Annotated in this window: 24 protein-coding genes; 4 read left to right on the forward strand and 20 right to left on the reverse strand. The window is 33.8% G+C overall.

Annotated features, from left to right (window positions below; translation table 11 throughout):
• Positions 1-2 precede the first annotated feature (2 nt).
• From ACEN92_RS01280 to ACEN92_RS01310, 7 genes are all read right to left on the reverse strand, one after another.
• Entirely contained in the window at positions 3-1079 is a 1077-nt protein-coding gene (locus ACEN92_RS01280) for an SH3 domain-containing protein (protein ID WP_495640562.1), read from the reverse strand.
• Position 1080: 1 nt separating this feature from the next.
• Complete coding sequence (locus ACEN92_RS01285; RefSeq protein ID WP_495640563.1) at positions 1081-3711, reverse strand: glucosaminidase domain-containing protein; 2631 nt, start codon at positions 3709-3711, stop codon at positions 1081-1083.
• A gap of 281 nt (positions 3712-3992) precedes the next feature.
• Entirely contained in the window at positions 3993-5330 is a 1338-nt protein-coding gene (locus ACEN92_RS01290; RefSeq protein WP_495640564.1) for a hypothetical protein, read from the reverse strand.
• A 271-nt stretch (positions 5331-5601) separates the two neighbouring features.
• Entirely contained in the window at positions 5602-7020 is a 1419-nt protein-coding gene (locus ACEN92_RS01295) for a TolC family protein (RefSeq protein WP_495640565.1), read from the reverse strand.
• Between the two features lie 130 nt (positions 7021-7150).
• Positions 7151-10312 (reverse strand): efflux RND transporter permease subunit, encoded by a 3162-nt coding sequence (locus tag ACEN92_RS01300; RefSeq protein ID WP_495640566.1) that lies wholly within the window; start codon positions 10310-10312, stop codon positions 7151-7153.
• 11 nt (positions 10313-10323) lie between these two features.
• Positions 10324-11469 carry an efflux RND transporter periplasmic adaptor subunit gene (locus ACEN92_RS01305; RefSeq protein WP_495640567.1) on the reverse strand — a complete coding sequence of 382 codons (1146 nt, stop codon included), beginning with the start codon at positions 11467-11469 and terminating at the stop codon, positions 10324-10326.
• Between the two features lie 318 nt (positions 11470-11787).
• Positions 11788-12381, reverse strand: a complete 594-nt coding sequence (locus ACEN92_RS01310) for a TetR/AcrR family transcriptional regulator (RefSeq protein WP_495640568.1) — start codon at positions 12379-12381, stop codon at positions 11788-11790.
• 721 nt (positions 12382-13102) lie between these two features.
• On the opposite strand from ACEN92_RS01310, the gene ACEN92_RS01315 reads away from it, so the two are divergent.
• On the forward strand, positions 13103-13543 hold the full coding sequence (locus tag ACEN92_RS01315) for a cupin domain-containing protein (RefSeq protein ID WP_495640569.1): 441 nt from the start codon (positions 13103-13105) through the stop codon (positions 13541-13543).
• A 100-nt stretch (positions 13544-13643) separates the two neighbouring features.
• On the opposite strand, the gene ACEN92_RS01320 is transcribed toward ACEN92_RS01315, so the two are convergent.
• The gene (locus ACEN92_RS01320; protein ID WP_495640570.1) at positions 13644-14069 is read right to left on the reverse strand and encodes a response regulator; all 426 of its coding nucleotides are present in this window, start codon (positions 14067-14069) and stop codon (positions 13644-13646) included.
• A 170-nt stretch (positions 14070-14239) separates the two neighbouring features.
• Positions 14240-14572, reverse strand: a complete 333-nt coding sequence (locus tag ACEN92_RS01325) for a winged helix-turn-helix transcriptional regulator (RefSeq protein WP_495640571.1) — start codon at positions 14570-14572, stop codon at positions 14240-14242.
• Between the two features lie 115 nt (positions 14573-14687).
• Between ACEN92_RS01325 and ACEN92_RS01330 the strand changes: the two genes are divergently transcribed.
• The 3 genes from ACEN92_RS01330 (at position 14688) to ACEN92_RS01340 (ending at position 15527) form a co-directional block, all read left to right on the forward strand.
• Positions 14688-14825, forward strand: coding sequence for a hypothetical protein (locus tag ACEN92_RS01330; RefSeq protein WP_495640572.1), 138 nt, complete (start codon positions 14688-14690; stop codon positions 14823-14825).
• A 14-nt stretch (positions 14826-14839) separates the two neighbouring features.
• Positions 14840-15055 carry a nuclear transport factor 2 family protein gene (locus ACEN92_RS01335; protein ID WP_495640573.1) on the forward strand — a complete coding sequence of 72 codons (216 nt, stop codon included), beginning with the start codon at positions 14840-14842 and terminating at the stop codon, positions 15053-15055.
• Between the two features lie 82 nt (positions 15056-15137).
• Entirely contained in the window at positions 15138-15527 is a 390-nt protein-coding gene (locus ACEN92_RS01340) for a nuclear transport factor 2 family protein (protein ID WP_495640574.1), read from the forward strand.
• An 82-nt stretch (positions 15528-15609) separates the two neighbouring features.
• Here the strand turns inward: ACEN92_RS01340 and ACEN92_RS01345 are convergent, their stop codons facing one another.
• From ACEN92_RS01345 to ACEN92_RS01395, 11 genes are all read right to left on the reverse strand, one after another.
• Positions 15610-16044 carry a DUF1801 domain-containing protein gene (locus ACEN92_RS01345; RefSeq protein WP_495640575.1) on the reverse strand — a complete coding sequence of 145 codons (435 nt, stop codon included), beginning with the start codon at positions 16042-16044 and terminating at the stop codon, positions 15610-15612.
• A 439-nt stretch (positions 16045-16483) separates the two neighbouring features.
• Positions 16484-17503, reverse strand: a complete 1020-nt coding sequence (locus ACEN92_RS01350) for a hypothetical protein (protein WP_495640576.1) — start codon at positions 17501-17503, stop codon at positions 16484-16486.
• Positions 17504-18118: 615 nt separating this feature from the next.
• Positions 18119-19672 carry a glycerol-3-phosphate dehydrogenase/oxidase gene (locus tag ACEN92_RS01355; RefSeq protein WP_495640577.1) on the reverse strand — a complete coding sequence of 518 codons (1554 nt, stop codon included), beginning with the start codon at positions 19670-19672 and terminating at the stop codon, positions 18119-18121.
• A 55-nt stretch (positions 19673-19727) separates the two neighbouring features.
• Positions 19728-20123, reverse strand: a complete 396-nt coding sequence (locus ACEN92_RS01360; RefSeq protein ID WP_495640578.1) for a VOC family protein — start codon at positions 20121-20123, stop codon at positions 19728-19730.
• Between the two features lie 239 nt (positions 20124-20362).
• The gene (locus ACEN92_RS01365; RefSeq protein WP_495640579.1) at positions 20363-20866 is read right to left on the reverse strand and encodes a transposase; all 504 of its coding nucleotides are present in this window, start codon (positions 20864-20866) and stop codon (positions 20363-20365) included.
• Between the two features lies 1 nt (position 20867).
• Entirely contained in the window at positions 20868-21344 is a 477-nt protein-coding gene (locus tag ACEN92_RS01370) for a MarR family winged helix-turn-helix transcriptional regulator (protein WP_495640580.1), read from the reverse strand.
• A gap of 261 nt (positions 21345-21605) precedes the next feature.
• Positions 21606-22508 (reverse strand): prolyl oligopeptidase family serine peptidase, encoded by a 903-nt coding sequence (locus ACEN92_RS01375; RefSeq protein ID WP_495640581.1) that lies wholly within the window; start codon positions 22506-22508, stop codon positions 21606-21608.
• 58 nt (positions 22509-22566) lie between these two features.
• The gene (locus ACEN92_RS01380; RefSeq protein WP_495640582.1) at positions 22567-23088 is read right to left on the reverse strand and encodes a VOC family protein; all 522 of its coding nucleotides are present in this window, start codon (positions 23086-23088) and stop codon (positions 22567-22569) included.
• 100 nt (positions 23089-23188) lie between these two features.
• Complete coding sequence (locus ACEN92_RS01385; RefSeq protein ID WP_495640583.1) at positions 23189-23704, reverse strand: DinB family protein; 516 nt, start codon at positions 23702-23704, stop codon at positions 23189-23191.
• 171 nt (positions 23705-23875) lie between these two features.
• Positions 23876-25483: a class I SAM-dependent methyltransferase gene (locus ACEN92_RS01390; protein ID WP_495640584.1), complete on the reverse strand. Its 1608-nt coding sequence runs from the start codon at positions 25481-25483 to the stop codon at positions 23876-23878.
• 126 nt (positions 25484-25609) lie between these two features.
• Positions 25610-25981 (reverse strand): TfoX/Sxy family protein, encoded by a 372-nt coding sequence (locus tag ACEN92_RS01395; protein WP_495640585.1) that lies wholly within the window; start codon positions 25979-25981, stop codon positions 25610-25612.
• Between the last annotated feature and the right edge of the window lie 135 nt (positions 25982-26116).

The following is a 26116-nucleotide window of genomic DNA, read 5'->3' on the forward strand; positions in this document are numbered from 1 at the left end:
TTTTATTCGGACTTTATTTTAGTTTGATAGACATATCCTTTTTTACCTTCTTTAGTTTTTACTAGCCACCAACTATCTGAATTATCTAATACTTCAATTTCAGAATCATTATTTATTTTTTGCAAGATTTCAGAAGATGAGTTTTTTTCTTTCCTTAAATTAGTATAACCGTCAGAATCTTTTATTTTATTAAGTTTATGTTTTTCGATTAGCAGTTTTTCTATCTCTTTAATTTTTGAATATGTTGGATCATAATATTCTTCTACATCAATTTTCCCATGAAGAGATTCTACATATTTTGTTTTTTGTTTGGCATAATCCAGTTGCTTAGAAGAAACTATATATGATTCATTTTCAAGTATTATTTTAACGGCATTATAATCTTCTTGAGAAAGAGCTAATGTCATTAAAGCATAAATTTTATCTGATTCTATTTTGTATTTCTTTATAAAATAAGCCAACCAGTTACTATTAATATATTTTTCATTATTTGTAAATGTTTCGTTATTTATGAGGAGAGCTAAATCATCAATATTAAAATCATGAGAATCAGGTTTTTGAGCTTCGAACAAAACCAATTTTCTTTTGAATTCTTTTATATCAGCATTTTCTTTATTCAAATCATTAGGAGTGAAATTTATATTGCTTCCTTCATTAAATAATTCAGAAAATAATTCCTTTTTTGTTTTCATATTATGTTTTTTGGGTTGTTGTTGTCTCCATTGTTGCAAAGTAATTATATTTCCAGATACAACATCATCAACATATATTTTACCACAATCATTTTTATTTACATAAAAGATATTATACGTTTCCCAATGAAGTTTACCATTATAACCAGTTTTTATTTGATAATAATCTTTTCCATTTATTTTTTCATTTTCAACCATATATGATACACCTCTTGTATGTTGAGTAAGTGAATCTATATACCTCTGATGTATTTTAACTTCAACTAATTCTGAAATAACTTTAGTTGCTTCATTCTCACTACTACAAATATTTTTTTTCTTTTTTTGTTGTCCGTTACAACTACTTAAAAATACTATACTTGATATTATATATACAAAGGTTTTCATTTTATTTTAATTCATCTAAAAGTTCAATTTCTTTTTTTATCTTATTTTTTTCCTCTAAAGTTTTCTCTTTACATAATTTATATTTTAACAGTTCTTTATAGTCACTAATTACTCCTTTAAGTAGTTCTTTTATACTGGTTTTATAATTTGGGTCTGTAGCATAAGGTCCATTCTTCCCTTTGTCCTGCATACCTGTCAAAAAATCATCTATTGTTTTAGAATCATCAAGAATTGCATTATATGCATCATTAAAGTTTCTATTTAATAAACTCAAATAGCCTTCAAATCCCTTTTCGACTGTTGAGAATTTACCGAAACCATCATTAACAAAAACTTCTTTACCATTAATTACTTCTCTAGTATATAAATCTGATTTCCCTAAATCTCCACTATCTTTAATATTCATAGGGTTATTATTTGGAACTTTTAATTTAAAACCATTTTCTTGCCTTCTTTGAGAAACGATATAAAGACCTTTGAATTTGTTCGATTTACCTTTTTCTTCTACCATTTTTATAGACGCTTCTCCAAATTCTTTATAAAATTCCTCCCTGCCATCGTTCTTTAAATTGCATTTGCAATCACTTATTTCAGGCAACGAATCAACTAAAACATAGACTTTAATTTCTTCTTTGTATGTAGAAGGAGCAACCACTACTTTTCCTATATCTGATGAGTATCCTCTTCTACCATAGACTCCTGTAAGTTCAGGAATAATAGTTTCAAGATAATTATTTAGTGCATGATAAATGAATTTATAGTTTTCCTTATCTTGATAACTATATTCGTTTTTACAGCTAGAATGTATATCACCATCCGAATTTCTAATACCTACACAACCAATTAAGCCCTTAGAATTCCATGGATCAATAGAAATCGACCCTCTATTACCTAAAGTCATCGTACCACTATTCACTTCTGCAGATATATCATCTGTTTTTTTAAAATTTGTAGTATTATCATCAACAATTCTATACCTAAAACTCTCTTTATTGTTATGATTCCATCCTTGTTTATATCTAACAGCATATAATTTATTAATTCCATTTGGTGGTAATGGACCTTCTTTTCCATAATTTTTATTATTCTTTTGCGCATGTCTTGCTAAAGTCAAAATAGTAGGTTCTGCATTTTTAAATGTATTATTTTCAATGTCTTGCTTTAATTTTTTTATAGCTTCGCCTTTTATATTTCCACGATATATATATGTCTTATATAACGGATAAGCACTTTTCTCATTAGAAAGTTTTTTGCAATAGATTTGATCATCATTTTTATATTCACTTATTCCATTATAACCTCCACTGTCTGGATATGAAATAGTATTTCCTTTTTCATCAACTTCAATTGGTGTTGCTATTTTATTTGTAATGTAAATAACTGCTTCTTTAGCTTTTTCATTTACCTTCTCAAATTTCTCCTCTTTCTTTTTCTCCGGTTGAAAAACCTTAAAAACAGAATTGGAATCACTTACAGGATCGGATTTAAAAACTGTGGCATCTACATCTACTATTGCACTTACTGTATGTTTGTTGGTTTCTAATACTTCAATGTCTGCAAATACTTCCTGTTCTGCTCCTTCTCCGAAATCTCCGCCCGAGCTTCTTGGAATTTCATTGAGTGCAACAGTTATCGAAAATATATTGTTGGTAATGGTACATTTTTGATCTGCCAATAAATCGTTACCCCAATAATCTTCATCATATAATCTAAGTTGAATTTCTCTCCCAATCAATCCGCTGGAATTTACCCAGACCTTAATTTGCTTGTTTCTGTAAGTGCCTTTTATAGTGTTTCCTGCAGCATCAGTAATATACACGCTGTTAATGGCGTCTTTTGGTTTTGTCTGGGGGACAGTTGGAGATTGTGCTTTGGGCTGCTGCGCAGGAATATTTTTAACAGGTTGCTGAACCGGTATTTTACGTTTAAAAGGAGCTACAGGAGTTTCAAGTTCATTGACGTTTACATTCTTACTGGCTAATTTTTCATTGTCAAAACTAGTTGTCACGTAGTATTCGTGAATTTTGTCTTTTTCTTCCCCGCCTTTAGTTGCTATTTTCGCAAAAGTGGGTCTTAGCAGAAAATCAATATCGGCGATTCCGTTTTCGACAAAACCGAAACGGGTTTCAATTATATTTTTCTCATTTGCTTTATTATGTCCTGCACCTTTTGCATCATCTTCCCAAAGGGTAACAAATATCTTCCGTTTTTCCATATGGAGACAATGAATCCTTGCTTTAAGCGTTTGCCCGTATGAAAGAGGTTTTGCAGGCTTTCTTCCGCTTTTATCAAGTAAATCTATACTGTCAATTTTTGGCCTTTCCGCGGGATGTGTATCTATATCAATTCTGGCTGTCTGATCGCCTCTTGTTGCCATGATACGAATGCCCTTTCTGCCCAGGCTTCTCTGCAGGAAAGTATAGGATACTTTATCTCCTTTTTTGTCATTCTCTTTTGTTTTTCGCCATCTGCCATGTTCTAAAATATGTACTGTCCATATAACCGGCGTGTCAAACGGACTTTTTGGTGCAGTTGTATACGGAAAGGTTTTGGCAACAGGATTGCTGACGCTGTAAAATTCTTCTGTTCCAATTATTGGATTAGGATTTCCGATTATTTTAAAATCTGGCATATTTTATAGTAAATTCAAAAGTAAAAGTGAGTTCTTTAAAAGCGAATATAATTATTAAATACTTTATTTTAACAAAGAATAAAAATAAATTTCTTACATTTTTTATTTATAGCCCTGATAGAAGTGGAAATCATTTTGTGCCGGGGTTCGGCGCAAAATATTACTTCACTTAACTTTTATTTTAATCGGAGTTCAGTGAACTTCGTTTGTAACGGATAGCAGGAAACAGCTCCAAAAAAACGCTGTAAAATCTAAGTCTTACAGCGTTTTAATCTGGGATTTTAATTTGGATAATAAGTGTAATCAACCTTAATTACCTGATTAATTTTGTCTTTGGTAAAACGATAAGTGTCCAGCAAATTATTTTCATTAAACTCTAGAGTTCCAAAGAAGTTAAATACTTCTGTTTCTTCTTCGCGCTCGGCACTCGAGTAATATTTTTCAAATTTGCTTTCTCCTTTTTTCTCTAATTTAGACTTTCGGTATTGCAGAACATTTCCGTCCTGATAAGAAGTATATTTGTAAATAAAAGGAAAAACATTTTCCGGACTCCCACAATTTTTTGTCCAAAGAATGTTATTGATGTAACGTAATATACAATTGCCTTCTATTTTTTCTTCGGCAAAACTATTCATATAGCAAAATTTATCATCAGTCATAATGATATAGGACTTTTCAAGCACAACATTATTTTCTAATCTATATACTGTCGTTTCGTTTGCATCACCGCGATTATCTGAAAAAATCATTTTATCATCATTGTAACGGATTGTTGTTGTTTGATCACCTCTGATAATTTTGGTCAGCATTCCATACTCATAAACATAATTTGCTTCTCCGTCAGGTTCGCCTTTTCTATTATAAGTTTTGACTTGTTTTAGGAGGCCATTTTCATTTACTGATACGTCTTTTATTGGTGTTTTTGTGCCGCTCTTTGTGAGGAAATAGTAAGATGCTGTTTTTATTTTTGATTTGTTTTCTTTAAATAAAGGAAATTCGTCTTCCCGTTTTCCATCAATGGACAAGATTGTTTTGTTCAGGATAGCATTCATTATTTCGTTAGACTTTGGCGTAATTTTATTTTTACTTTCTAATGAAGCAATTTCTTTTCTGTATTTTCGGGTATTTATGACATAAGATGATTCTTTTTTTACCTTTATATTCCCGGCGACGAATTCCGTAGCCATTCTTTTTCCCTGCTGTATTTTTATCTTGTCTTTAAGTTTTCCGCTCCAATATGCAAAAGCCTGAAAAGATTCCCCTTCCGGATTAATGTCTATAATTTCTTTATTTTCGAAAATAACATAAGTGTATTTATTGATGTTTATTATTTGCAATGCCTCTTTTCCAAAATTCCTGATTAATTCATTTTCTTCCGAATTTGAATCAAAAGTGATTGCCGGATCTGCAGAATCTTTATTAACATCAACCAGAAGTACACAAGGCTTTCCTTTTTGAATACGTAAAGTGTCGACAATTATTTTAGCAACATAAGCTTCCTGAGCTGCTGCTGCAGTAATTTGTTTTGTATTTGATTTAGGTTTCTGCTTAGTTTTTTTTTGTGAAAAACCTTGAAATGAGAATGTAAGAATAAGAAGAATGCTTAACAGATGTTTCATTTATTGTATTTTGTAATTAAAATTTTGCAAATATAATTCTTTCTGAAAATATTAAATAATAATCTTACAAATAAAGTAATGGTTTTAATAACATTTTCAATGATTCATTGCACGTCATTATTTAGTTCTTCGGAAAGAGAAAAAAATCCGTTTTTAATCCGCGCCTTCGCAAAAGCGAATCTGTACTATCTGCGTAACTATGCCAAAAATAAAAAAACGCTGCAAAACCTAAGTGCTGCAGCGTAATCTCAAAATAAATAATTAACGGGTATTATCTCCAGCCTCCGCCCAATGCACGATATAACTCGGTATTGGCAGAAAGCTGCTCTCTTTTTATATTTGCCAGTTCTAGTTCGCTTTGCAATAAATTTGCCTGTGCAGTAATCACTTCAAGGTACTCAGCCATTCCGTTTTTGAATAGAAGATTGGCATTTTTAATACCTAGCTGCAGCGTTTTCACACGTTCCTGCAGAAAAGCTTCCTGTTGTTTCAATTTCTCTACTTTTACCAAAGCATCAGATACTTCATTGACAGCCACCAAAACTGCTTGTCTGAAACTCAAAACAGCTTTTTCTCTTTCGGCTACAGCGATATTATATTGCGTTCTTACTCTTTTGTTATTCAATAATGGCTGTGTCAATCCTCCGGCTACAGTCCCAAATAAGGAAGCCGGAATATTGAACCAATTGCTGGTTTCGAATGAATTCACTCCGCCCTGAGCAGTAATTCTAAGGGTAGGATATAAGTCGGCTTTTGTGATTCCGACATTTGCATTTGCTGCTTTTAAGGCCAATTCGGCACTTTTTACATCAGGTCTTCTGCTTACTAATGAAGACGGAATTCCGATTGATGTATTATTTTTTACTTCGATAGCGCTCAACCGAATCGTTCTTTCTTTTGAATTTGGAAATGATCCTGTCAGCACACTCAGGGCATTCTCCTGAATAGCAATATTTTGCTCTAATAAAGGAACCAGTTGTGCAGCAGTTAACTTTTGTGCTTCCGATTGCTGAATCGCCAATGAAGTAACTTGTCCGGCATCATATTTTAATTTGATGATGTTGGTTGTACTGTCATTTAGCTGTACATTTTTCTTAGCAATTTCCAGTTGTGCATCCAGCATCAAAAGGTTGTAATATCCTTTTGAAACATTGGCTACAATATTCGTCTGTAGTGCTTTTTTAACTTCCTCTGACTGAAGATAAGTGGCATACGCCCCTTTTTTCTGACTGCGGATTTTACCCCAAATATCAGCTTCCCACGAAAGTGAAACTCCTGCCGAATAATCGTCAATGTGTTTTTGACCTAAAGCCTGATTCAGATTCATTCCTGTGAAACTATTATCAGAAGGATTGCTGGTACTGGCATTCACAAACAAATTGACCTGAGGTACATTTCCCCATTTTGATTGTGTGAATCTGTATTGTGCAATTTCGATGTTTTTAGTCGCGATTTGCAAATCGTTGTTTCTGGCCACCGCGCTGTCTATTAACTGAATAATATCTTGTTCGGTAAAGAAATTTTTCCACTCCAAATCCCCGATACTCGAAGTATCAGTTGAAACCGATGCATTCCTGAAATTCTCAGGAAATGCATCTTTTGGAGTTTCAATATCCTTCGAAACTTTACAGGATATTATTGTGACGATCAAAATGGCGATCATCACTATTTTGGTTATATACTTTTTCATTTTATATGTTCTCATTAAATTTCTGTACAAGTATCTTTTTTGCTTTCAAGATCTCTTGAAATTTTATAGGATATGTAAGCGATGCCAATGATAATGGTCACCAGGATTGCCGTTATATAATTTTCCATTTTTATTTTTCTTCGTTATGAATTACGGCAACTGGTTTTCCAGAAACCTTTTCTTGTAAATATTGAAATACGATGAATAAAACCGGGATGATCAACAACCCAAGAATTACTCCTGAAACCATACCTCCGGCTGCACCAATACTAATCGAATGGTTTCCCTGCGCCGATGGTCCCGTGGCGCTCATCATAGGGATTAGCCCTACAACGAAAGCCAGTGATGTCATGATAATTGGTCGTAAACGCAGTTTGGCTGCATCTATTGAGGCTTTGACTAATGCCTGACCGGATTTTCGTCGCTGCGAAGCAAATTCAACAATCAGGATCGCATTTTTGGCGAGGAGTCCGATTAGCATGACAAGGGCAACTTGTACATAAATGTTATTTTCGATTCCTGTTAGGCCAATGGCTACAAATACTCCAAATATTCCTGCAGGTATTGATAAAATTACAGCCAAAGGCAAAATGTAACTCTCATATTGTGCTGCAAGCAGGAAGTAAACAAATATCAGACACAATAGGAATATCGTTGCCGACTGACCTCCTGAAGAAATCTCTTCGCGGGTTTGTCCTGAAAATTCATATCCGTATCCGGCAGGCAATTGCTGCGCAGCCACTTCTTCGATTGCTTTGATGGCATCTCCGGAACTAAATCCGGGTTTCGGAATCGCATTAATCGAAATAGAATTAAACAAATTGTATCTCGAAGCGGTTTCAGAACCATAAATACGGGTTAGTTTTACCAGTGTATTTATCGGAACCATTTCGCCGTTTTTGTTTTTTACAAATACACGGTCAATAGCTGACGGATCTGCTCTGTCGGCAATATCAGCCTGAACAACAACTCGGTAATATTTTCCAAATCGATTAAAATCAGATGCCTGCGCACTACCAAAATAGGCCTGCATGGTTTGCAGAATGTCTTTGACTTTTACACCTAACTGATCTGCTTTCGCATCATCAATATCCAATTGTAATTGCGGATAATCGGCTTTAAAAGAAGTAAAGGCTACTGCAATTTCCGGACGTTTCATCAACTCTCCAATGAAATTTTGAGAAATACCGCTAAACTTATCCAGTTTTCCTCCGGTTTTGTCCTGAAGTACTAAATCTAAAGCCTCAACGTTACTGAAACCGGGTACGGTTGGGAAACTAAAGACGAAGAAACTACCACCGGAGATCTCGCCTAATTTGCCACGAACCTGATTCATGATTTCGTCAATATTTTTTACCTCGCCACGTTCTTCATTTGGCTTAAGCAACACAAAAACAACGGCTGATGACGGACTTGTAGAATTCGTTAACAGGTTGAAACCTGAAATAGCTGTTACAAATCGTGATGCATCCAAAGCTTTCAAAGTGTTTTCCGCTTGTGTCATTACTTTCTGAGTTCCGTCAAGAGATGTCCCTGAAGGAGTATTAACTGCAATTGCGATAAACCCCTGATCTTCTGTCGGAATAAATCCTGCCGGAGTTGTTTTAACCATTACAACCGTAGCGAAAGTAATTAAAGCCAATCCGCCTAAACTAACCCATTTATTGCGGATTAAGAATTTCAATCCACCCACATAGCGGTTGGTTAACGATTCAAAACTATTATTGAATCCGGTAAAGAATTTTTCTTTAAATCCTTTTTTTACGTATGGACCATCCCCATGAGCTTCATGATTATCCTTTAAGAATAAAGCGGCAAGGGCAGGGCTTAGTGTTAAAGCGTTTACGGCCGAGATTACAATTGCAATTGCCATCGTAAAAGCAAACTGACGATAGAAAACTCCTGTTGAGCCTTCCATAAAACCAACCGGCAGGAATACAGCAGCCATTACCAGCGTAATCGAGATAATAGCACCCGTAATTTCGTGCATTGCTTCATGTGTTGCTATTTTTGGAGACAGATGTTTGTGCTCCATTTTCGCATGCACGGCTTCGACGACGACGATCGCATCATCCACCACAATACCAATCGCCAGAATTAAAGCGAAAAGCGTTAAAAGGTTAATCGAGAATCCGAATAACTGCATGAAGAAGAACGTTCCTAAAATTGCCACAGGTACAGCAATTGCCGGGATTAATGTCGATCTAAAATCCTGAAGGAAGATGAATACAACGATAAATACTAATATAAAAGCTTCTATTAAAGTATGCTCAACCTGAGCAATAGACTGATCCAGAGAAACTTTTGTACTATAGAAAATATTGTGTTTTATTCCGGCAGGGAAATCTTTTGATGCTTTAACCATCAATTTATTGATCGCAACCTGAATATCATTTGAGTTAGAACCTGCTAACTGAATAACCCCAATTACAATTCCTTTTTTACCATTCAAACGGGTTAAACTGTTGTAGGAGTAAGCCCCAAGTTCAACTCTGGCAACATCTCTCAAACGAAGAACTGAACCATCGGCATTAGAGCGAATGGCAATATTTTGATAATCTTCCGGTTTGGTTAGTTTTCCTTTGTATTTGATTACGTATTCAAAAACCTCTTTACTTCTTTCACCAAATTTACCTGGAGCAGCTTCCAAACTTTTGTCCTGAATAGCTGCCATAACTTCGTTTGGCGTAACATTGTAAGTTGACATTTGAGTCGGGTTTAACCAAACTCTCATCGAGTAATCTTTAACCCCGCCGAAAATACTGGCAGAACCTACACCCGGAATACGTTTAATCTCCGGAATAATATTAATCTGAGCATAATTGGCAACAAAAGTCTGGTCATATTTTGACTCATCATCAGTATACATACCGATTGCCATAATAAAACTGTTTTGTTGTTTTGCCGTGATTACACCTTGCTGAACAACCTCTGCAGGCAATTGACTTGTCGCCTGAGCAACTCTGTTTTGTACGTTAACTGCGGCCTGATCAGCATCTGTTCCTAATTTAAAGAAAACAGTAATCGCAAGAGTACCGTCATTACTGGCGGTAGAACTCATATAAGTCATATTCTCAACACCATTTATAGATTCTTCCAAAGATGGCGCAACAGAACGTAAAACCGTTTCTGCGTTCGCTCCCGGATATACTGCCGTTACCAAAACCGATGGGGGCGCAATATCAGGAAACTGTTGTAAAGGCAATTTTGTAAGACCGAGTATACCTAATATCACCAATAAAATGGAGATAACGGTTGCCAGTACAGGTCTTTGTATAAATATTTTGAACATTTTCGTAAAAATTATTTTTTGTTAATTATTTGAGCAACTTTAGCAGTTGATTTTTCAGGCTGAATTACCTGACCTTCCTGAAGCTTGTCGATACCGCTTAATACAATTTGGTCACCGGTTTTTACACCGTCCTTAATAAGGTAGTTGTTACCACTTTTACCGATAACTGTGATTGGCATTTTAGTAACCTTGTTTTCTTTGCCTACAGTAAAGACGAAAACTTTATCCTGCATTTCGATTGTAGCAGATTGAGGAACCAAAATAGCATCATCATGCTGCAGTCCTAAACGGATTCTTCCTGTATTTCCTGAACGCAAAGTTCCGTTTGAATTTGGAAAAGTGGCTCTTAAAGTAATGGCACCGGTGTTTTTATCGAATTGACCATCTACCATATCAATTTTTCCTGTTTGCGGATATGCGTTGTTATCAGCTAATATTAAAGAAACCGGAGGTAATTTTTTGATTTTGTCTCCAATACTGCTTCCTGCATATTGTGCTTTAAAATTGATGAAATCAGTTTCTCCCAAAGAGAAATAAGCATATACTTCATGAACATCTGAAAGTGTTGTCAAAGGTTCGATATCAGCTGCTGAAACTAAACTTCCTTGTTTTTTAGGTAATCTTCCAATATAACCGCTTACCGGAGCTGTAACATTTGTATATCCTAAATTGATTCTGGCAGATGCTACCATTGCTTTTGCCTGCTCGATATTGGCAGCAGCAATTTTTTGAGAAGCCTTAGCCGTTTTCAACTGATAATCCGAAACTACTTTGTTTTGTACCAAAGGAGTTAATTTATCTACCTCTAACTGAGCATTGATCAAAGCAGCTTCAGCAGCATGAAGACTCGCTAAGGCATTATTTAATTGCTCACGAAAAGGACGCTCGTTTATTTTGAATAAAGATTGCCCTTTAGAAACGTAAGCACCTTCATCTACCAAAACGCGATCCAGGTTTCCGCTTACCTGCGGACGGATTTCAACATCAACAGTTCCTTGTATAGAAGCAGGATATTCAGCATCAGTAGTAGTGTTTTCGCTTGTTATTGCCAAAACCGGCAAAAGCGGTGCAGGTGCAGCAGCAGGCGCCTGTGATTTATCTGCACAACTGCTAAGGACAAGTGCGAGGATAAAGCTGGTTATAATTACATTTTTCATTTTCATATTGGTTTTAATTTGTTGGACATTCCCGTTTTTAAATTTTTTATTTGAGGTATTCTTAATATTCATATTTAAGTATATTAAATTTTCTAACGCTGTTAAGTAAATCGATGCAAAATTCCAAATAATAATGCTTTGCAATTCTGTTTCATAAATCGGTATTAAATTATTTATCGGTGTTAAGTAAATGAGGCTGAAAGTCTGTTTTTATGTTAATTAAATTATTTATCGCTGTTAAGTAAAAGAATAAAAAAAAGGATTTGTTAAATTAACTATTAAATCATTTACCACTGTTAAGTTAAAATGAAATTTTTTTTATTGTATTGATTTTATGATTCCTCCAATAGCATCTTTCAGAATCTGATTGTTGATAGTTTCCATGACATCACTTTTGTTAATGATATTAATCGCAATCAAACCATGAATGACAGAAAAGAAGGTAAAATATTTTTGTTTAATAACTTCTTCGGTCGGGTTGCTGTTTTTCATGATTTCAGCTATAACATTTGTAAATAGCTTATAAGGTGTTTTTGCAGCATCACATTGTTCCGTACAGCAATTCATCTGAACGCCAAACATTACCTGGTACATCTCAGTATCCGTAAAGGCAAAATCCCAATAGGCCATCCACATGGCTTCTATTTGTTCTTCCGGTTTTTCAAATTTAGATTTAGCATTTTCCAGCTCCTTTCCCAATTTGATAAAACCTTTACCGGTTAATTCTCTTAAAATAGCATCTTTATTAGAAAAGTATTCATAAATAATAGGAGCAGTGTATTCGATTCTGTCGGCAATCTTTCGCATACTCAGACCTTGCCAGCCTTCATCTTTAACGATAGCATAAGCAGCCTCAAGAATGTTACTTCTTGTTTCTTCTTTTTGTCTTAAAATACGATCTTTACTTGCCATTTTGATTAGTATTAAATAATCTAACACTGTTAGGCAAATGTATGGCAGTTTTTTGAAATATGATATAATTAAATTATAATTTTTTCTTATCGTAGTATAGATTGATGCCAAAAAAACGCTAAAAGCCTTTGATAATAAGGAGTTGTTGAAATAATTATTTTTTTAAGAAGCAGCAAATTTTCGTATTTCAGGACCATTTGTCCCGCTGTTCATTCTATTTTTTATAATCTCGTTCCAAAAACGAGCCCATAAAAGGATGCCATTTCCATCGGGGCTAGGCGAGAACTGTGGCAATTTAATTCTACTAACTCTTTATTTTACAGGGTATTTGTCCGGATTTAGAGAAGTGTGAAAAACTGCATTTAGAAAAACCGTTTTTTGAAATTTCATCAACAATAAAAAAAGCGATATAAGGAAATTTTTTGAAAGGGATTTGGCTGTCTAATATTTCTTGTTGTTCAGAAGATAATTTGAAAGATTTAGTATTCGCAATTTCAAATTTTATTTTCAATGCTTTCATAATAGCTTTAACAGCCTCATTTGAGAAACATCTTCTGTATATGTTGTGATGTTAATTACTTGCATAATTTTAAAATTTATATCTCTGTACGTTAAAAATAAAGTTAAGACAAAAGTCTAATCTAATACTAATCAATAATAATTTATTTTAATCTTCGATTAAGTCAAAAGGCATTTTTTTGTATTATTACAAAAAAAGAAAATGAAACCAGTATCAGTTATCAAAATAGCGATTGTTGCCCTGATCACACAATCGATACAATCTCAGGAAGCAAAAAAAGAAACGAATCCGACAGATATAAAATATACAATCGAAAACTGTGTCAATCACTTTGAATTAGACAAAGCTACCAAAACCAAAGCAGGCTACCAATACTGGTTTGCTGATAAAAATTTCACTCAGGAAAACACACTCAAAATGAGTATCGTTGAACCGGGAAAATCAACCCATGCGCCACACCATCATATCGAAGAAGAATTTTTTTATATCCTTGAAGGCACTGCACAATTCTATCTGGATGGAAAAACTGTAACAGCAGGACCAAACACCAGTTTTTATTGTCCTTCGAATATGGAACATGGAATCAGTAATGTTGGTAAAACAGATTTGAAGTATTTGGTAATTAAGAAGGATTTGAAGTAATTGAAATTATATTTTATAGTCAGTATAAAAAAACCGCAAAAGTCAGAAGACTTCGCGGTGAGTGCAAAACTTAAAAAGTCTTGTATGTTTTAATAGTGAGCTATTTCACATAGTTTGGCGACACACATGCTTCCCAATAACTTACAATTGTTTTAATTATTTGTTTTATTTCGTTATAGTTTGAAGGTTTAACAAAAAAGCCCTGAATAGATTTGGAATAAGCATCTACAACATGTTGCTGTTCTGCGCTTGTAGAAAAAAACAAATACGGAATTGATTTAAGTCTTAAATCTTCGTTTTCATGAATTTTTTCACGAAGTTCCATACCACTTAACTTTGGCATGTTTATATCAGAGAAAATTATAAAAGGCTCAACTTCTGTTGATGTCAAATATTCTAATGCTTTTTCACCTTCAGAAAAAAAGATGATTTCATTTTTATAATCAAGCTCTTTGAAAATATCGGTTAAAATATCCTGATCATCTAAATCATCTTCAATTATAATAATTGGCCCGACCTTGTTCATTTTTGTTTTTGGCAAAGGTAGTTTATTTAATCCAGAGGACAATTTTTATAATTTTTGAGCGTATTCAATATTTCCCACTTTTTCTCCTGACTTTAAAATGACAACGATAAACAGAAGCAGTTTAAAAACAAGGTTCGAATAGCTTTCGGAAAGTGGGTGATAAGAAATTCTTATATCAAATTTTCTAAACCAAATGATGCCAGTGTATCAGCAATTGGCAACGTCTTTAATCCAAGCTCTGTTAAGCTGTATTCTACTCTGGGCGGAATTTCCGGATATGCTTTTTTTGATACTAATTTGTTTTCAACCAAAAAATTTAATTCCTGAATTAACATTTTTTCGCTAATACCCGGAATGGCCCTTTTTAATTCTCCATATCGGATTACTCTTTCGTTTATTTGAAACAAAATCAATAATGTCCATTTGCCGCTAAGTAACCCTAAAGATTTCCTAACGGGGCAATTCTCGTCTGAAGTAAAAATTTTTTTTATATTTTTTTCCATTGATAATCAATTATTCTAACTAATAAGTAAGTACCATACTTATTTGTAGGTACTTGTACAAAAGTAAGAAACATCATTACTTTGTACAACAAATAATCAAATAAGTTAGAATACTATGGAGCAAGAAGAAAAAAACAGGCAAATAGCAATCACAGCTTACCAAAGAATTTTTGGCGACCTAGATATTACTGCAATAGATGATTATGTCAGTAAGGATTTCGTACAACACAACCCAACAATAGCTGGGGAGTAAAAGCACTTATAAAAATGCTTGTCTCACAAGGAGTGCAGAAGCAAAAAATTGAATTTAAGCATATTATTGCAGAAGATGATACTGTTATCCTTCATTCCCGTTATGAAATGGCAGGAAAGGAATGGAGATTTATAGATATTTATCGTCTCAAGAATAACAAGTTTGTAGAACACTGGGATGCAATGATGCAAATGGTGGAGGAACGTGCAAATAATAATTTGATGTTCTAAATTAGATTTGAAGGTTAAAATTAATATTGTAAGTGGGTATAATCCACAAAAAAATGGTTTTTAATAAATAAACAATAATAAAATGACAGCAAAAGAAGTAGTAGAGGCTTATTCAAGAGCACTTGGAAAAGGAGATATTCCAACAGCATTTTCGTATTTCAGTCCAGACGCAAAATGGCATCAGCCGGGAAAAAACAAGTTTTCAGGAACACAAAATGGTCTTGAAGCTATTGGCAAGTTGCTGTCTGATATGATGGGTACAGCACAAGGTTCATTGGTTATTAAGCCAACAGCTCCGTTAATGGTCAATGGAAGCTTTGTCTCTAGTCCTGTACAATTTAGTGCAAAAAGTGGTAATAAAACTATAGAAATGAATGGCAATGATTTGTTCGAAGTGACAGATGGTAAAATTGTTCAGGTTTGGTTATTTTCAGAAGATCAGGATGTTGAAGACGAGTTCTGGGGAAAATAATTTATCATAAAGTATTTATTAGTTTCGTCTTAAAATTTGAAAGAGTGTTCTTAAGGGACACTCTTTTGTTTTCTATTCTTTATCAGATTATTTCATTCTGTGCCTCAAACCCGTGTTGTATTGCCGCTTTAAGTATTTCAATGTTTATATCTTTCAGTGTTTTGAACTTAATACAATATCCGGTCACGTCTGCCTTGCCTATTTTATTTCCATACGTTTTGGCTAAGTATTGCTTATCATTAATACCAAGGATATAAACAGAGATTCCGGTTTTGTTTGCGCTCATACCAATTTGATAAAACTCTCTGGTTTTTCCATCAGCATATTTTATGGTGTGAAGCCCATATCCTATATTAGGATTAGAAACAGTTTTATTTTCACTGTTTTTACCATCCAGGAACCATAATTTACATGCCGGCATTACTTCCAGAATGATGCGGTGTAATTCTTGCATGTCGCTGCGTTTTAGTTCAGGTTGACCAGTAATATACTCTTTGATTTGTTCTTTTATGTCCATATAAAATTATAGATTGCTTTGTTAGCTATTTGTCATGAATGATCTGATAAGATTTTTTCGAATTTGCCAAATCATCCCAAATACAAAACCATCTTTCTATTAAGCCAATTGCCCAAAGCCGTTGTAGCTGTTATAAGCAGTATTTTCTATTTAGTTGGTCTAATTCTTTTTTACTATTGTCAACAGCAATCCAAGTTGATATATTTTCATTGTCATTCTTTTCAGTTTTCTTTCGTGTTGCTATTAAGAAATGTAAATACAAATTTTCATTAATTTCTAAATTTGGTATTATACTTTTTATAACGTTCTCGCGCTACAAGCAGTTTGGGATTAAATTAAGCCGATTATTCGGATTTGCTAAATCTCCCAAATACAAACCAATTTTTCCATTAAGCCTAATACCCAAATTGCTTGTAGCGTGTGTTGGCAACTGTTTTTTTTATTCAATTATATCTTCAGAATAATCATTTTTCTTTAGTAAAGATTTAATTTCTTGAATTTGTTCTTCTGTGCAATTTTCTCCTATTTTAATTTTATTAATTTTAAAGTTTGCATATTTACTGTTAAATGGTAAAAGAATAGATTCAACATTATCGGAAAATTCAAACGTGTAATCGTCAGTATGCTTTTTGATTGCAAATCTAACCTCATTTTCAATTTTATAAGAACCTGGTAAATAGAACATGCCTATTTTGGAAACTCCACGAATAAATAAATGTCTATTAAATCTATTTTCAATGTTTATATTTAACTTTTTTATTAAAAGATTTTCTACTTTGAAATTTCTGTCTTTGTAATATATTTTTCTAAAATCTGAATGGTTTGTTTCAACTTCAAATTCTATTCTAACACCACTTTTATTATCTCCAAAGGAATTCCATAAACTATTTTCATTTTCAACATTTAGATTGTCTTTTGAAGCCATACAAAAAGTATATATTTCTTTCATTAGTACATCTTTCATATTGTTTCCATCTTCATCAATATTTTCAAAATAACCTAATATATTGTGGTCAGTGTAGAAAGTTTGAAATTCTTCATAATTGTCATTTCTTATTAATGAGTTTAGTTTGAGATTTCCTTTTAAAATATTACTTAATGCTGATATTTTTGTATAATGATAAAATAACTTTTCCGTTGGTTTTGGATAATAGATATCAAATAATATGTTAGATAATTTTGAAGTTTGAAAAAAATCTAAATTTATTTGAGTTATATTTTTTCCATCAGCATTTACAGTTTCTATAACGCTTCTATTTGGAATAGATTTATCTTTAAAAAAATTATCTGTAAACTCAACATCATCAATAGTTATGGTTGAGGCATTATTATATTCTTTTTGGGTAATAATTGAGTTTACTAAATCTACTGCATCAGAAAGAGAATCTCTATTTAGATTTTCCGTTTCTCTATTTAATCGAATTGATTCTTTAATTTTCTGAATGTCTTTTGGTGTCATATTTTGGTGTAAAATAGTTGCCAACTTGTATATATGCGAAACAAACCTTCGCCAATCTACCTAAATTTAGGTGCATATACGAAAGATTGTTTCGTATTATTCTTTTTCAAATATATTTATTATTTCTTACAAACTACTAAGAGAATTTTTTATTAATGGAGATTTGTAATAATTCATATTTATAAGTTTCATTTAAACAAAAAAAAACTTCAAAAACAATGTTTTCAAAAGTTTCAAATTTAAGTAATCAATCACTTCAATATTAGCACTTCCTCAGGAATCCTAAACAGCAAAACACATCCGTTTTAGAAAACACAGAATGAGTGCTTCCGGGTGGCATATACAAATAATCTCCTTTTTTAATTCGTTTTTTCCGGAGAGGAAATGGTGACTGTGATTTGGATAGCCTCCTGCTTTAGGAGGTTAATAATTTAGAAAAGAAAATCGGCTTTAGCCTAAAAATGCGTATTTGGCTAAAGCCTCTATCAGGAAATCTTTAAAACCCTCCAGCTAAAGCAGAAGGCAATTCATTGTTTTAAACTTTTAAATTGAGACTATCAAAAGTAAGAACGTTTTTTTGTTTCCGGTTTCAAATGAGAATAGTTTTTTTATAGCTTATCGTAACAAATAACCCTGAGCTAATTTTTGAAAAGTGATTACTTGTTCTTTCTGCCATTCGATATCTTTTCCTAATAAGGATGCTATAATTTCGGCAACAACTGCTGCAGTTTCTATTGCTGCTCCTGCATCAAGAAAAAGCAGCCTGATTCTTCTTGCCAAAACATCTTCAATGGTTAGAGCCATTTCGTTTTTTACGGCCCAGACTACTTCCGCTTTTGTATAAGGATACGAAGGATGGATTTTTTCAGATAAAGAAATATCTGCAGTAATCATTTGTTGAATCAAATTTGCATCAGAACCATAAACGGCCAAATGCGAATTGATTTTGGCATTTGTAAAACCATGAATTTTCAAACGCCTCGTTTTGCAGCGAACATATTTCAAATCCGAAACCTGTATTGCCTTATTGACGGTTTGTTCGGCCATATTTCTGTAAGTAGTCCATTTGCCTCCTGCTACGTGAATCAAACCGGAGGGAAGTACTTTAATAATATGTTCCCTGGATAACAAAGCGGTCTTTTTCCCAGAACCGGCTTTAACCAACGGACGCAAACCCACGTAAACACTATTAACATCAGCATAATCAATTTTATGCTTTGTATATTTATTAAAGTGGTTAATAATAAAATGTATTTCTTCTTCCAAGGGTTTTGGCTCTAAGGCTATCTCTTTAACGGGGGTATCAGTAGTACCCAACACTACTTTATCATGCCAGGGAATCACAAATAAAACCCTGCCATCAGAAGTTTTTGGAATCAGCATAGCTGATAAACCTTCAAAATAGGACTTATTGAGTACAAGATGAATCCCTTGCGAAGGTGCGATTGTTATTTCTTCATGTTCTTCTGCCTTTTGTAATAACGCATCTGCAAAAACACCGGTAGCATTAACTATAGTTTTCGAATTAATAACATATTCCTGATTTGATAATTCGTCTTTTGCTCTTAAACCAATTATCTGATCATCCTTTTTTATAAAATCAACAACACCACAATAATTTAATACCAAAGCTCCATGCTGCATTGCTGTTTGAGCCAGATTGATTGCCAGTCGGCTGTCATCAAACTGTCCGTCAAAATAGAGGACACCTCCTTTTAAATGGGTCGAATCCAGGTCAGGCAAATGCTTTAAAGTCTCTTCTTTAGAAAGTGTTTTTGTTTTGCCCAAACTGAATTTAGCCGATAAAAACTCGTAAATCCATAAACCAAAACCATAATACCATTTGTCCCACCATTTATATACCGGTACCACAAAACCTAATTTATGACAAATATGGGGTGCATTCCGTAACATTCGGCCACGTTCAAGCAAAGCTTCACGAACCAAATGAATATTGCCCTGCGCCAAATATCTTACTCCGCCATGAACTAATTTGGTGGATCTGCTTGAAGTTCCTTTAGCAAAATCGTACTTCTCCAAAAGCAGGGTTTTATATCCACGGCTGGCAGCATCAACTGCACAACCGAGTCCGGTAGCTCCTCCGCCAATTATCACAATATCAAATTCGGTATTCTCACGAAGCTGATTGATTTTTTCTTCTCTATTCATTAAAAAAATAAGTTTAAAGGTGGGGTGTTAGCTGTTCGTGCTTCTTTATTCACCTTTAAAGACCTTTCATGTAAAAAACATTAAATTTATGACCGTCAGGATCTGCAAAAACAAACCCGTAATATTCTTTTCCAAATTCTTCGGGTTCGGAAAAAATTTTCCCGCCTGCGTTCTCAACTTCTTTCGCCCAATTGTCCACTTGGTTTCTGCTTTCAGCGGAAAGAGTGAATATAACTTCGTTTGCTGTATGTGAGTCGGTTATTTCGCCTTTTATACTTGTTTTGAGTAAATCTTTTAAAAAGAAGTGCATCACAAAATCATTTTTACCAATAAGAAAACTTGTCAATTCATTAGACTTACCGTTGGGCTTAAACCCTAATTCAGTATAAAATTTAGTTGTTCGGTCTAAATCGCTTACGGCCAAATTTGACCATATCATTTTCGGATTCATAATTTTATTTTTTGATTAGTAATGTAAAATTATTTCGTTTATTTTTATTTTTCTTGCAATGTTAAGTATAACCATTGTCTGCTGTAACTCCCAAAGTTTATGATACACTTCTGCTAAAATAATTCTTTTTTATTATGAATCACAAATGACTTCATTTCTTAATTATTTAGCAATCTTGCATTTTTTTTCTTTAAATATAGAAATTAGCTGCTTTCTTTTTATCTGTTCAATATCTTTTGTTAATGTTGCAAGTTGAATAGCTTAATACACAAAGGTATAAGTCCTAATGATATTGCAATGAAAATCGCAACTCTAATGTAATTGAGTGTCTGCCAAAGTGAAGTTCGGTTTATCAGATCTTTTGCAAGAGATGGCATTTCGGCTATTTTTTGAAAATCAATAATGTTAGGTGCAAAATAGGAAAGTGTCCAAACCCTGACAGCAAAATGAATAGCAAATAAAATCAGGAGCCAATTTCTAACCGGGTCAATTTTCCAACAGAAGATGATTGCAAGTATAAAAGTAATCTCGTGCAGTGAATGAAAAACTATCCAAAATATTTTCAGGCTTACCCCACGTCCGTCTAATAAGAGGCTGAAGTTGTTTGGCGGGGAGGCTGCCCACTTGGGAACAAGAATAAGGGTTTCAAAAATCTGTGCACCATTCATTAAAAAGTAAATTAGCGTTGTGATACAAAGCCATATTTCGGCTCTTGTCAGATAGCTTGTTGTTATATTTTCCATTTTAGTCATTTTGTTTGATGTTGATATTATTGGTTATTTCTTTCATTATAGTAGTTGCTTCAACAAAATAACGTTCTATAGCTTGTATTTCTGTTATAGAAAAAGAAGCAATAAGGTCTGCCGTTCTTTGTTGCAGTTCACTAAAAAGCGGTTGTAATAGCTGCATACTATTTTCCACATTTGGCACAATAATTACTTTTCGCCTGTCATCTTTGGTGAATTGTCTTTTTAAAAGCTTTTTTTTCTCCAAACGATCAATTAGACCGGTTACTGCACCGGTTGTTAAACCTGTCAGTTTTGAGAGATCACCTGCCGTCAATTCTTTGTGTTGAAGTATAAGTCCCAGATACTTGTGGTCGGAACCAGTTAGTTTTGCTTTTCGTGCGATTGCTTCGTGCATAAAAATTGAAGCATCAGAATATTGTCGGCTTGCCATTCTAAACTGTTGGATGATAGTGTCGGCTGATTTTTTGCTCATTGTCTAAATATCTTAGTGACAAAGATAAATATTTTACCTGCACAAATCCAAATACTGTAACAATTTATATTTGAAACAAAATGGTTATAAGCATTAAAGGGGGCTTTATGCGATAAATTTTTTTATCTCGAAAGGCCAAATGTAGAAAGGGTAGGAGGTCTTCTGACTTCGTACAGGAATACTAACAATTTATCCTGATTTTTAAGTTTTGTTATTTCAGGAAGGTTTTGGGGAACGGATGAATATACTGGTATGTTGCTATTATTTTTTTTCGGCTTCTTTCAGGAAGAAATCAGTCATTTTTTTAAAAGTACTTTCATTGAATGTAACGGGTCCATGCTGGCCTTCGGGTATAGAAATAAACTCGGTTAATAAACCTTTTTCTTTTAATGCTTTGGCAAAAAGTTTGCTTTGACAATAGGGTACAACGTTATCGGCCTCGCCATGAATTACTATAAATTGAGGATCTGTTTTGTCAATGAAAGTGACAGGATTAAGAAGCGCTATCATATCAGGGTTATCTGCCGGATTGCCTTTGATAAGAGCAGCTTCGGGAGAATTTTTGTCTTTGGGGCTTTTGCATTCATTCATGAGAGCCATATCAATAGGGCCAAACCAGTCGACTACGGCATTTACAGAACTGCTAACAGAGGTATGGTTTCCTATATTACCTTCAATATCAACTGTTTTTTTGCCTACTGTAAATTTTTTAACAGCATTTGATGTCCCTGCCAATGAGGCAAGATGCCCGCCTGAAGAATAACCTGTAATACCAATGAATGAAGCATCAATTTTGTATTTAACGGCATTTGCCCTTACAAACCGAACAGCAGCTTTAACATCATTGATTTGAGCCGGATAAGCAGCATCTGAACTTGCCCTGTGGTTGATAGTTATAACCGCAAAACCACTTTCGAGAAGCTGTTTCCCCATAGTTTCGAAAGCTGTTTGTTTCAGGTTATTACCAAACCATGCGCTGCCGTATATTACAATTATTGCTTTATAAGCAGGTTTCTCTGCATCGGGTAAGCGGATGTCAAGATTGTGATACTCTTTTTCATCATTAGCATAATTTTGATTGAACCATTGCCTGTCAGCATTTTGTCCAAAAGAAGTAGCAAAGCTAAAAACAGCAAGTATTGTCGCTAAAAAGGTTCTTTTCATACTTTTATAATTTAGTCACGTTTTATGTGAATTAGCCAAATATACTTTAATCGTCTAATTATTTCGTTGTTATACTTCCCATTTTCTTCCCTAATTTTTCATATTCCACGTCATTTGGTTCCCACAATTCAATTTTATTTCCTTCTAAATCTAATATGTGAACAAATTTGCCATACTCAGCGGTTTCAATTTCGTCTGTGATCGTTACCCCGTCTTTCTTTAATTGTTCTACTAAGGCCGATAAATTTTCGACCCTGTAATTAATCATAAAATCTTTGGCTGAAGGTTCAAAATACTTAGTCTTTTCTGAGAACGGGCTCCATTGGGTATATCCTTTTTTTGTAGAATCAATAGCTTGCCGCCATTCGAAAACAGTTCCATATTGGTTAGTGTTCAATCCAAGATTAGTTTTATACCATTCTCTCAGTTTTTTTGGATCTTTGCACTTAAAAAAAATTCCGCCTATTCCGGTTACTTTTCGAATTGGGTTTTGATTTTGTGAAGTGTATGTTTTGAATGAATATCCAAGTGAAAAAGCTAGAATAATCATCAACGCGAGGCTAAATTTTCTAATTGTCATATCGTAGAGTTTTTAAGTTATCTTATCAAAGTTGATTAAGTGCTTCCTATTGCAATCAAGTATGGGTTCGATTTCCAAAGTTTTAATAGAATAAATACTGTTAGATTGATGCTTTGTCCCCTTCTATTTTCCCCAAAAGCCACCTTAACGAAGCAAGATGTTCAAAGTCATGGCTGCAAAGAAAATGAATTAATGCTTTCAGTGTTATGTTGCCATAGCCTTGAAAAAAGCCAATTCTATCCCAATGACTACTTTCGATATTGCTAATCATTATTATTGTCTTTTCTCTGGCAAGACAAAACTCAGAAATAACTTCCGTCAGGCTGCTGTTTTTATAATCTCGTTGTATTGCTAATTCGTATCCGTCTATTGAAGATAAGTCAGGAGCATTTTCTCTGAGCATAGACTGAATTCTATGATGGTATCCATCCGTTTCAATATCTCTTAAATGACAAATCTGTTCTATTGCAGAAAAATTCTCGCCGGGATTGCCTTCCCAGGAATTAGGTTTCCAGTTTAGTTTGTCAACAGGAAAAAGTTCCAACACTTTCTTTACGTCATTTGCCATAGTTGAAAGAGAAAAAAAAGGGTCTGTGTTATTACTTTCTGTCATCATATTTTCTTATTTTTTTATAGCAGGTCAGGAGTAATAAATGTAGTTATGCGGCTATTACAATGTAATACAGTGTTATCGCCAAATACAAACCATTTTTCCTAAGCCTGTTACCTTTATTGTTTTCTTTAATCAATACCAAAGATGGTTTTGTTGTAACTGAATTATTGATATTTAGTTTCCTTTCAATAAATTGATACTTACCGTGGCTATATCAGCTTCCGGAAATCGTTTAAAAACTGATTTATCCGGGAATAATCCGGCTTCGGCAGCAATATTATTAAAGACCTCTATTTCAATGATATATTGGTCGGAAAAACCATGTGTGGCATCATAGGCTGTTGCAGGCGTTTTTCCTAAATTACTGGCTGCCAGTTTTGGATTTATGGTATGTAATTCAATTAAAAGCAAACCAAATTTACTGACATAGGGAGACCATTTTTTTAAATGTTCCAGGAGATTATCTTCTACAAGGTTGTTACTGATTCTTTTTCCTCTATAGACAAATGAACCGGTAGATTTACTGATCCTGTCTTTGTCAATGTTTTTCGGATCTTTCCAGATTCGATTGTGATCTAAAAAAGTTCTGACGTTAAGCAAATCTTTCAGGTCAATATTATAATTTTCTTTCAAGTCATCCGAAAGCACATCCGGGCGTCCAATATCTCCCCAAATTACTTTTGCCCAAATATCTGCTTTTATAAGATTGGCTCTGGTTACTTTCAGGGCAGCCTGATTATAATCGGCTCCCACCAAAAACAATGGATATTCATCGAGCATTTTGCCTCTTAGGGTCTGCCTGTCGATTACTTCAAAAATGTGTTGGAGGAAAGCACCATTACCACAACCCATATCCAGGATTCCTTTTGGCTGCTCTTCAATTGGTAAATTAAAAAGCCTAATGATAATTTCATCTACAACTTTAAAATAAGTGTCATGGGCACCGCCGCTTCCCCATACATTCATTTCGCGATCAACATGAATTTCATTCTCGCCATCGGCTATCATTCTTAAGATTGCCGGATCACCAAAAATCAGTTCTTCAATTTTGGCAAATGTTGGTAAATAAGAAACTGTAACACCATAGGCACTGGCTCTTTTTGCAAAAAACAAACCTACTTCTGTAAATTGATAGTTGCCATTTTTTTCCAAAAACCATCCAAGATGTACAAAAAAGTCCAATATTTTTTTAAAATTTTCAGGAGATTTATGAAATTCTTCCGGCCTGAAAGAAGTCTCCATAAAATATTTGTGGAACATGCCGTTCATTGCCAAACGCACTATTGTTGGCCCGATCAAATAACCTTCTATATGTTTTAAAATCTGATCCTGAATTGTGTTTGTAAGTACATCATTAGAGTGTTCAATTCCGTATCTTTTTTTATATTTTTCAAAAATGATATTGAGTTTTTCAAAAGGGACATCGTCAAAAATACGTGTATGAAACTGGATAGAGAATTGAAGTAAATTAACAACATCTTCATAGAGATGAAACATTGAAAAAGCTATTTCTGTCTTTTCATTTACTGAGATCTTAATTTCTTGTGTTTTGTTATCGACTTCGTAATCTAAAAAGCCCTGAGAAGCTAAAATCCTCAAACCAACATTGAGATAGCCTTCATTTGCTTTGAAAACAGTTACAAGCTGTGTTAATTGTATTTGCTTTTTGTCCAGGATAAATTCTAAAACTGCATTTTTTTTCAGTGCTATTGCTACAGGAGCAACAGCTAAGCCATCAAGGTGTCTGAAAATTGAACTACGGAGCTGTGATTTATCGGTCATATTAAAAAAAAATGAAGGTTTGTTAAAAATAGTATTTTTTTTTAATAAAGAAAGTATCAGTTTTGAGCCATTTAAATACTTGGGATTATCGTTTCGTCAGCAAGGCGTTACATGAAGTTTAGCCGGTTACCGGCGGGTGTTTTTTCTTTTACCGGACTTAGCTTTAGGATTATAATTCAAACACAATTGGAGCCAATTGTCCAGGTCTTTGGTGCTTTTGAAACCTTCCTCTAAAACATAAATGTAATTTTTCATTACTCTTTCGCCCATTTTCATTGGTAAAACATCATCACGTTTTACAGCTTCCAAATAATCTTCATCGCTTATTCGGCAAAACAGAAGATCTTCTTTCGTTTCTTTTGAAATATGGGTTCCGCAACACATTTTATCCTCTACCATTATGCAAACACCCATGAACATTTTCTTCTCATGGAAATCCACATCTTTTGATAGTAGTACTTTTCGAATTCGATCTAATGTTTCCTCGCTAAATGCCATATTAACATTTTAAATTTTCAGTTGGGTTTTTGCGAAATTAGGCACAATTATCTATAACTTATTCAATATTCATTACTTTGTGTAGATGATCTGCCAGGACTTGAACGTATACAGGAAAGTTTGTTTCGTTTTATA

Source organism: Flavobacterium sp. Flavsp81, from assembly GCF_059491325.1.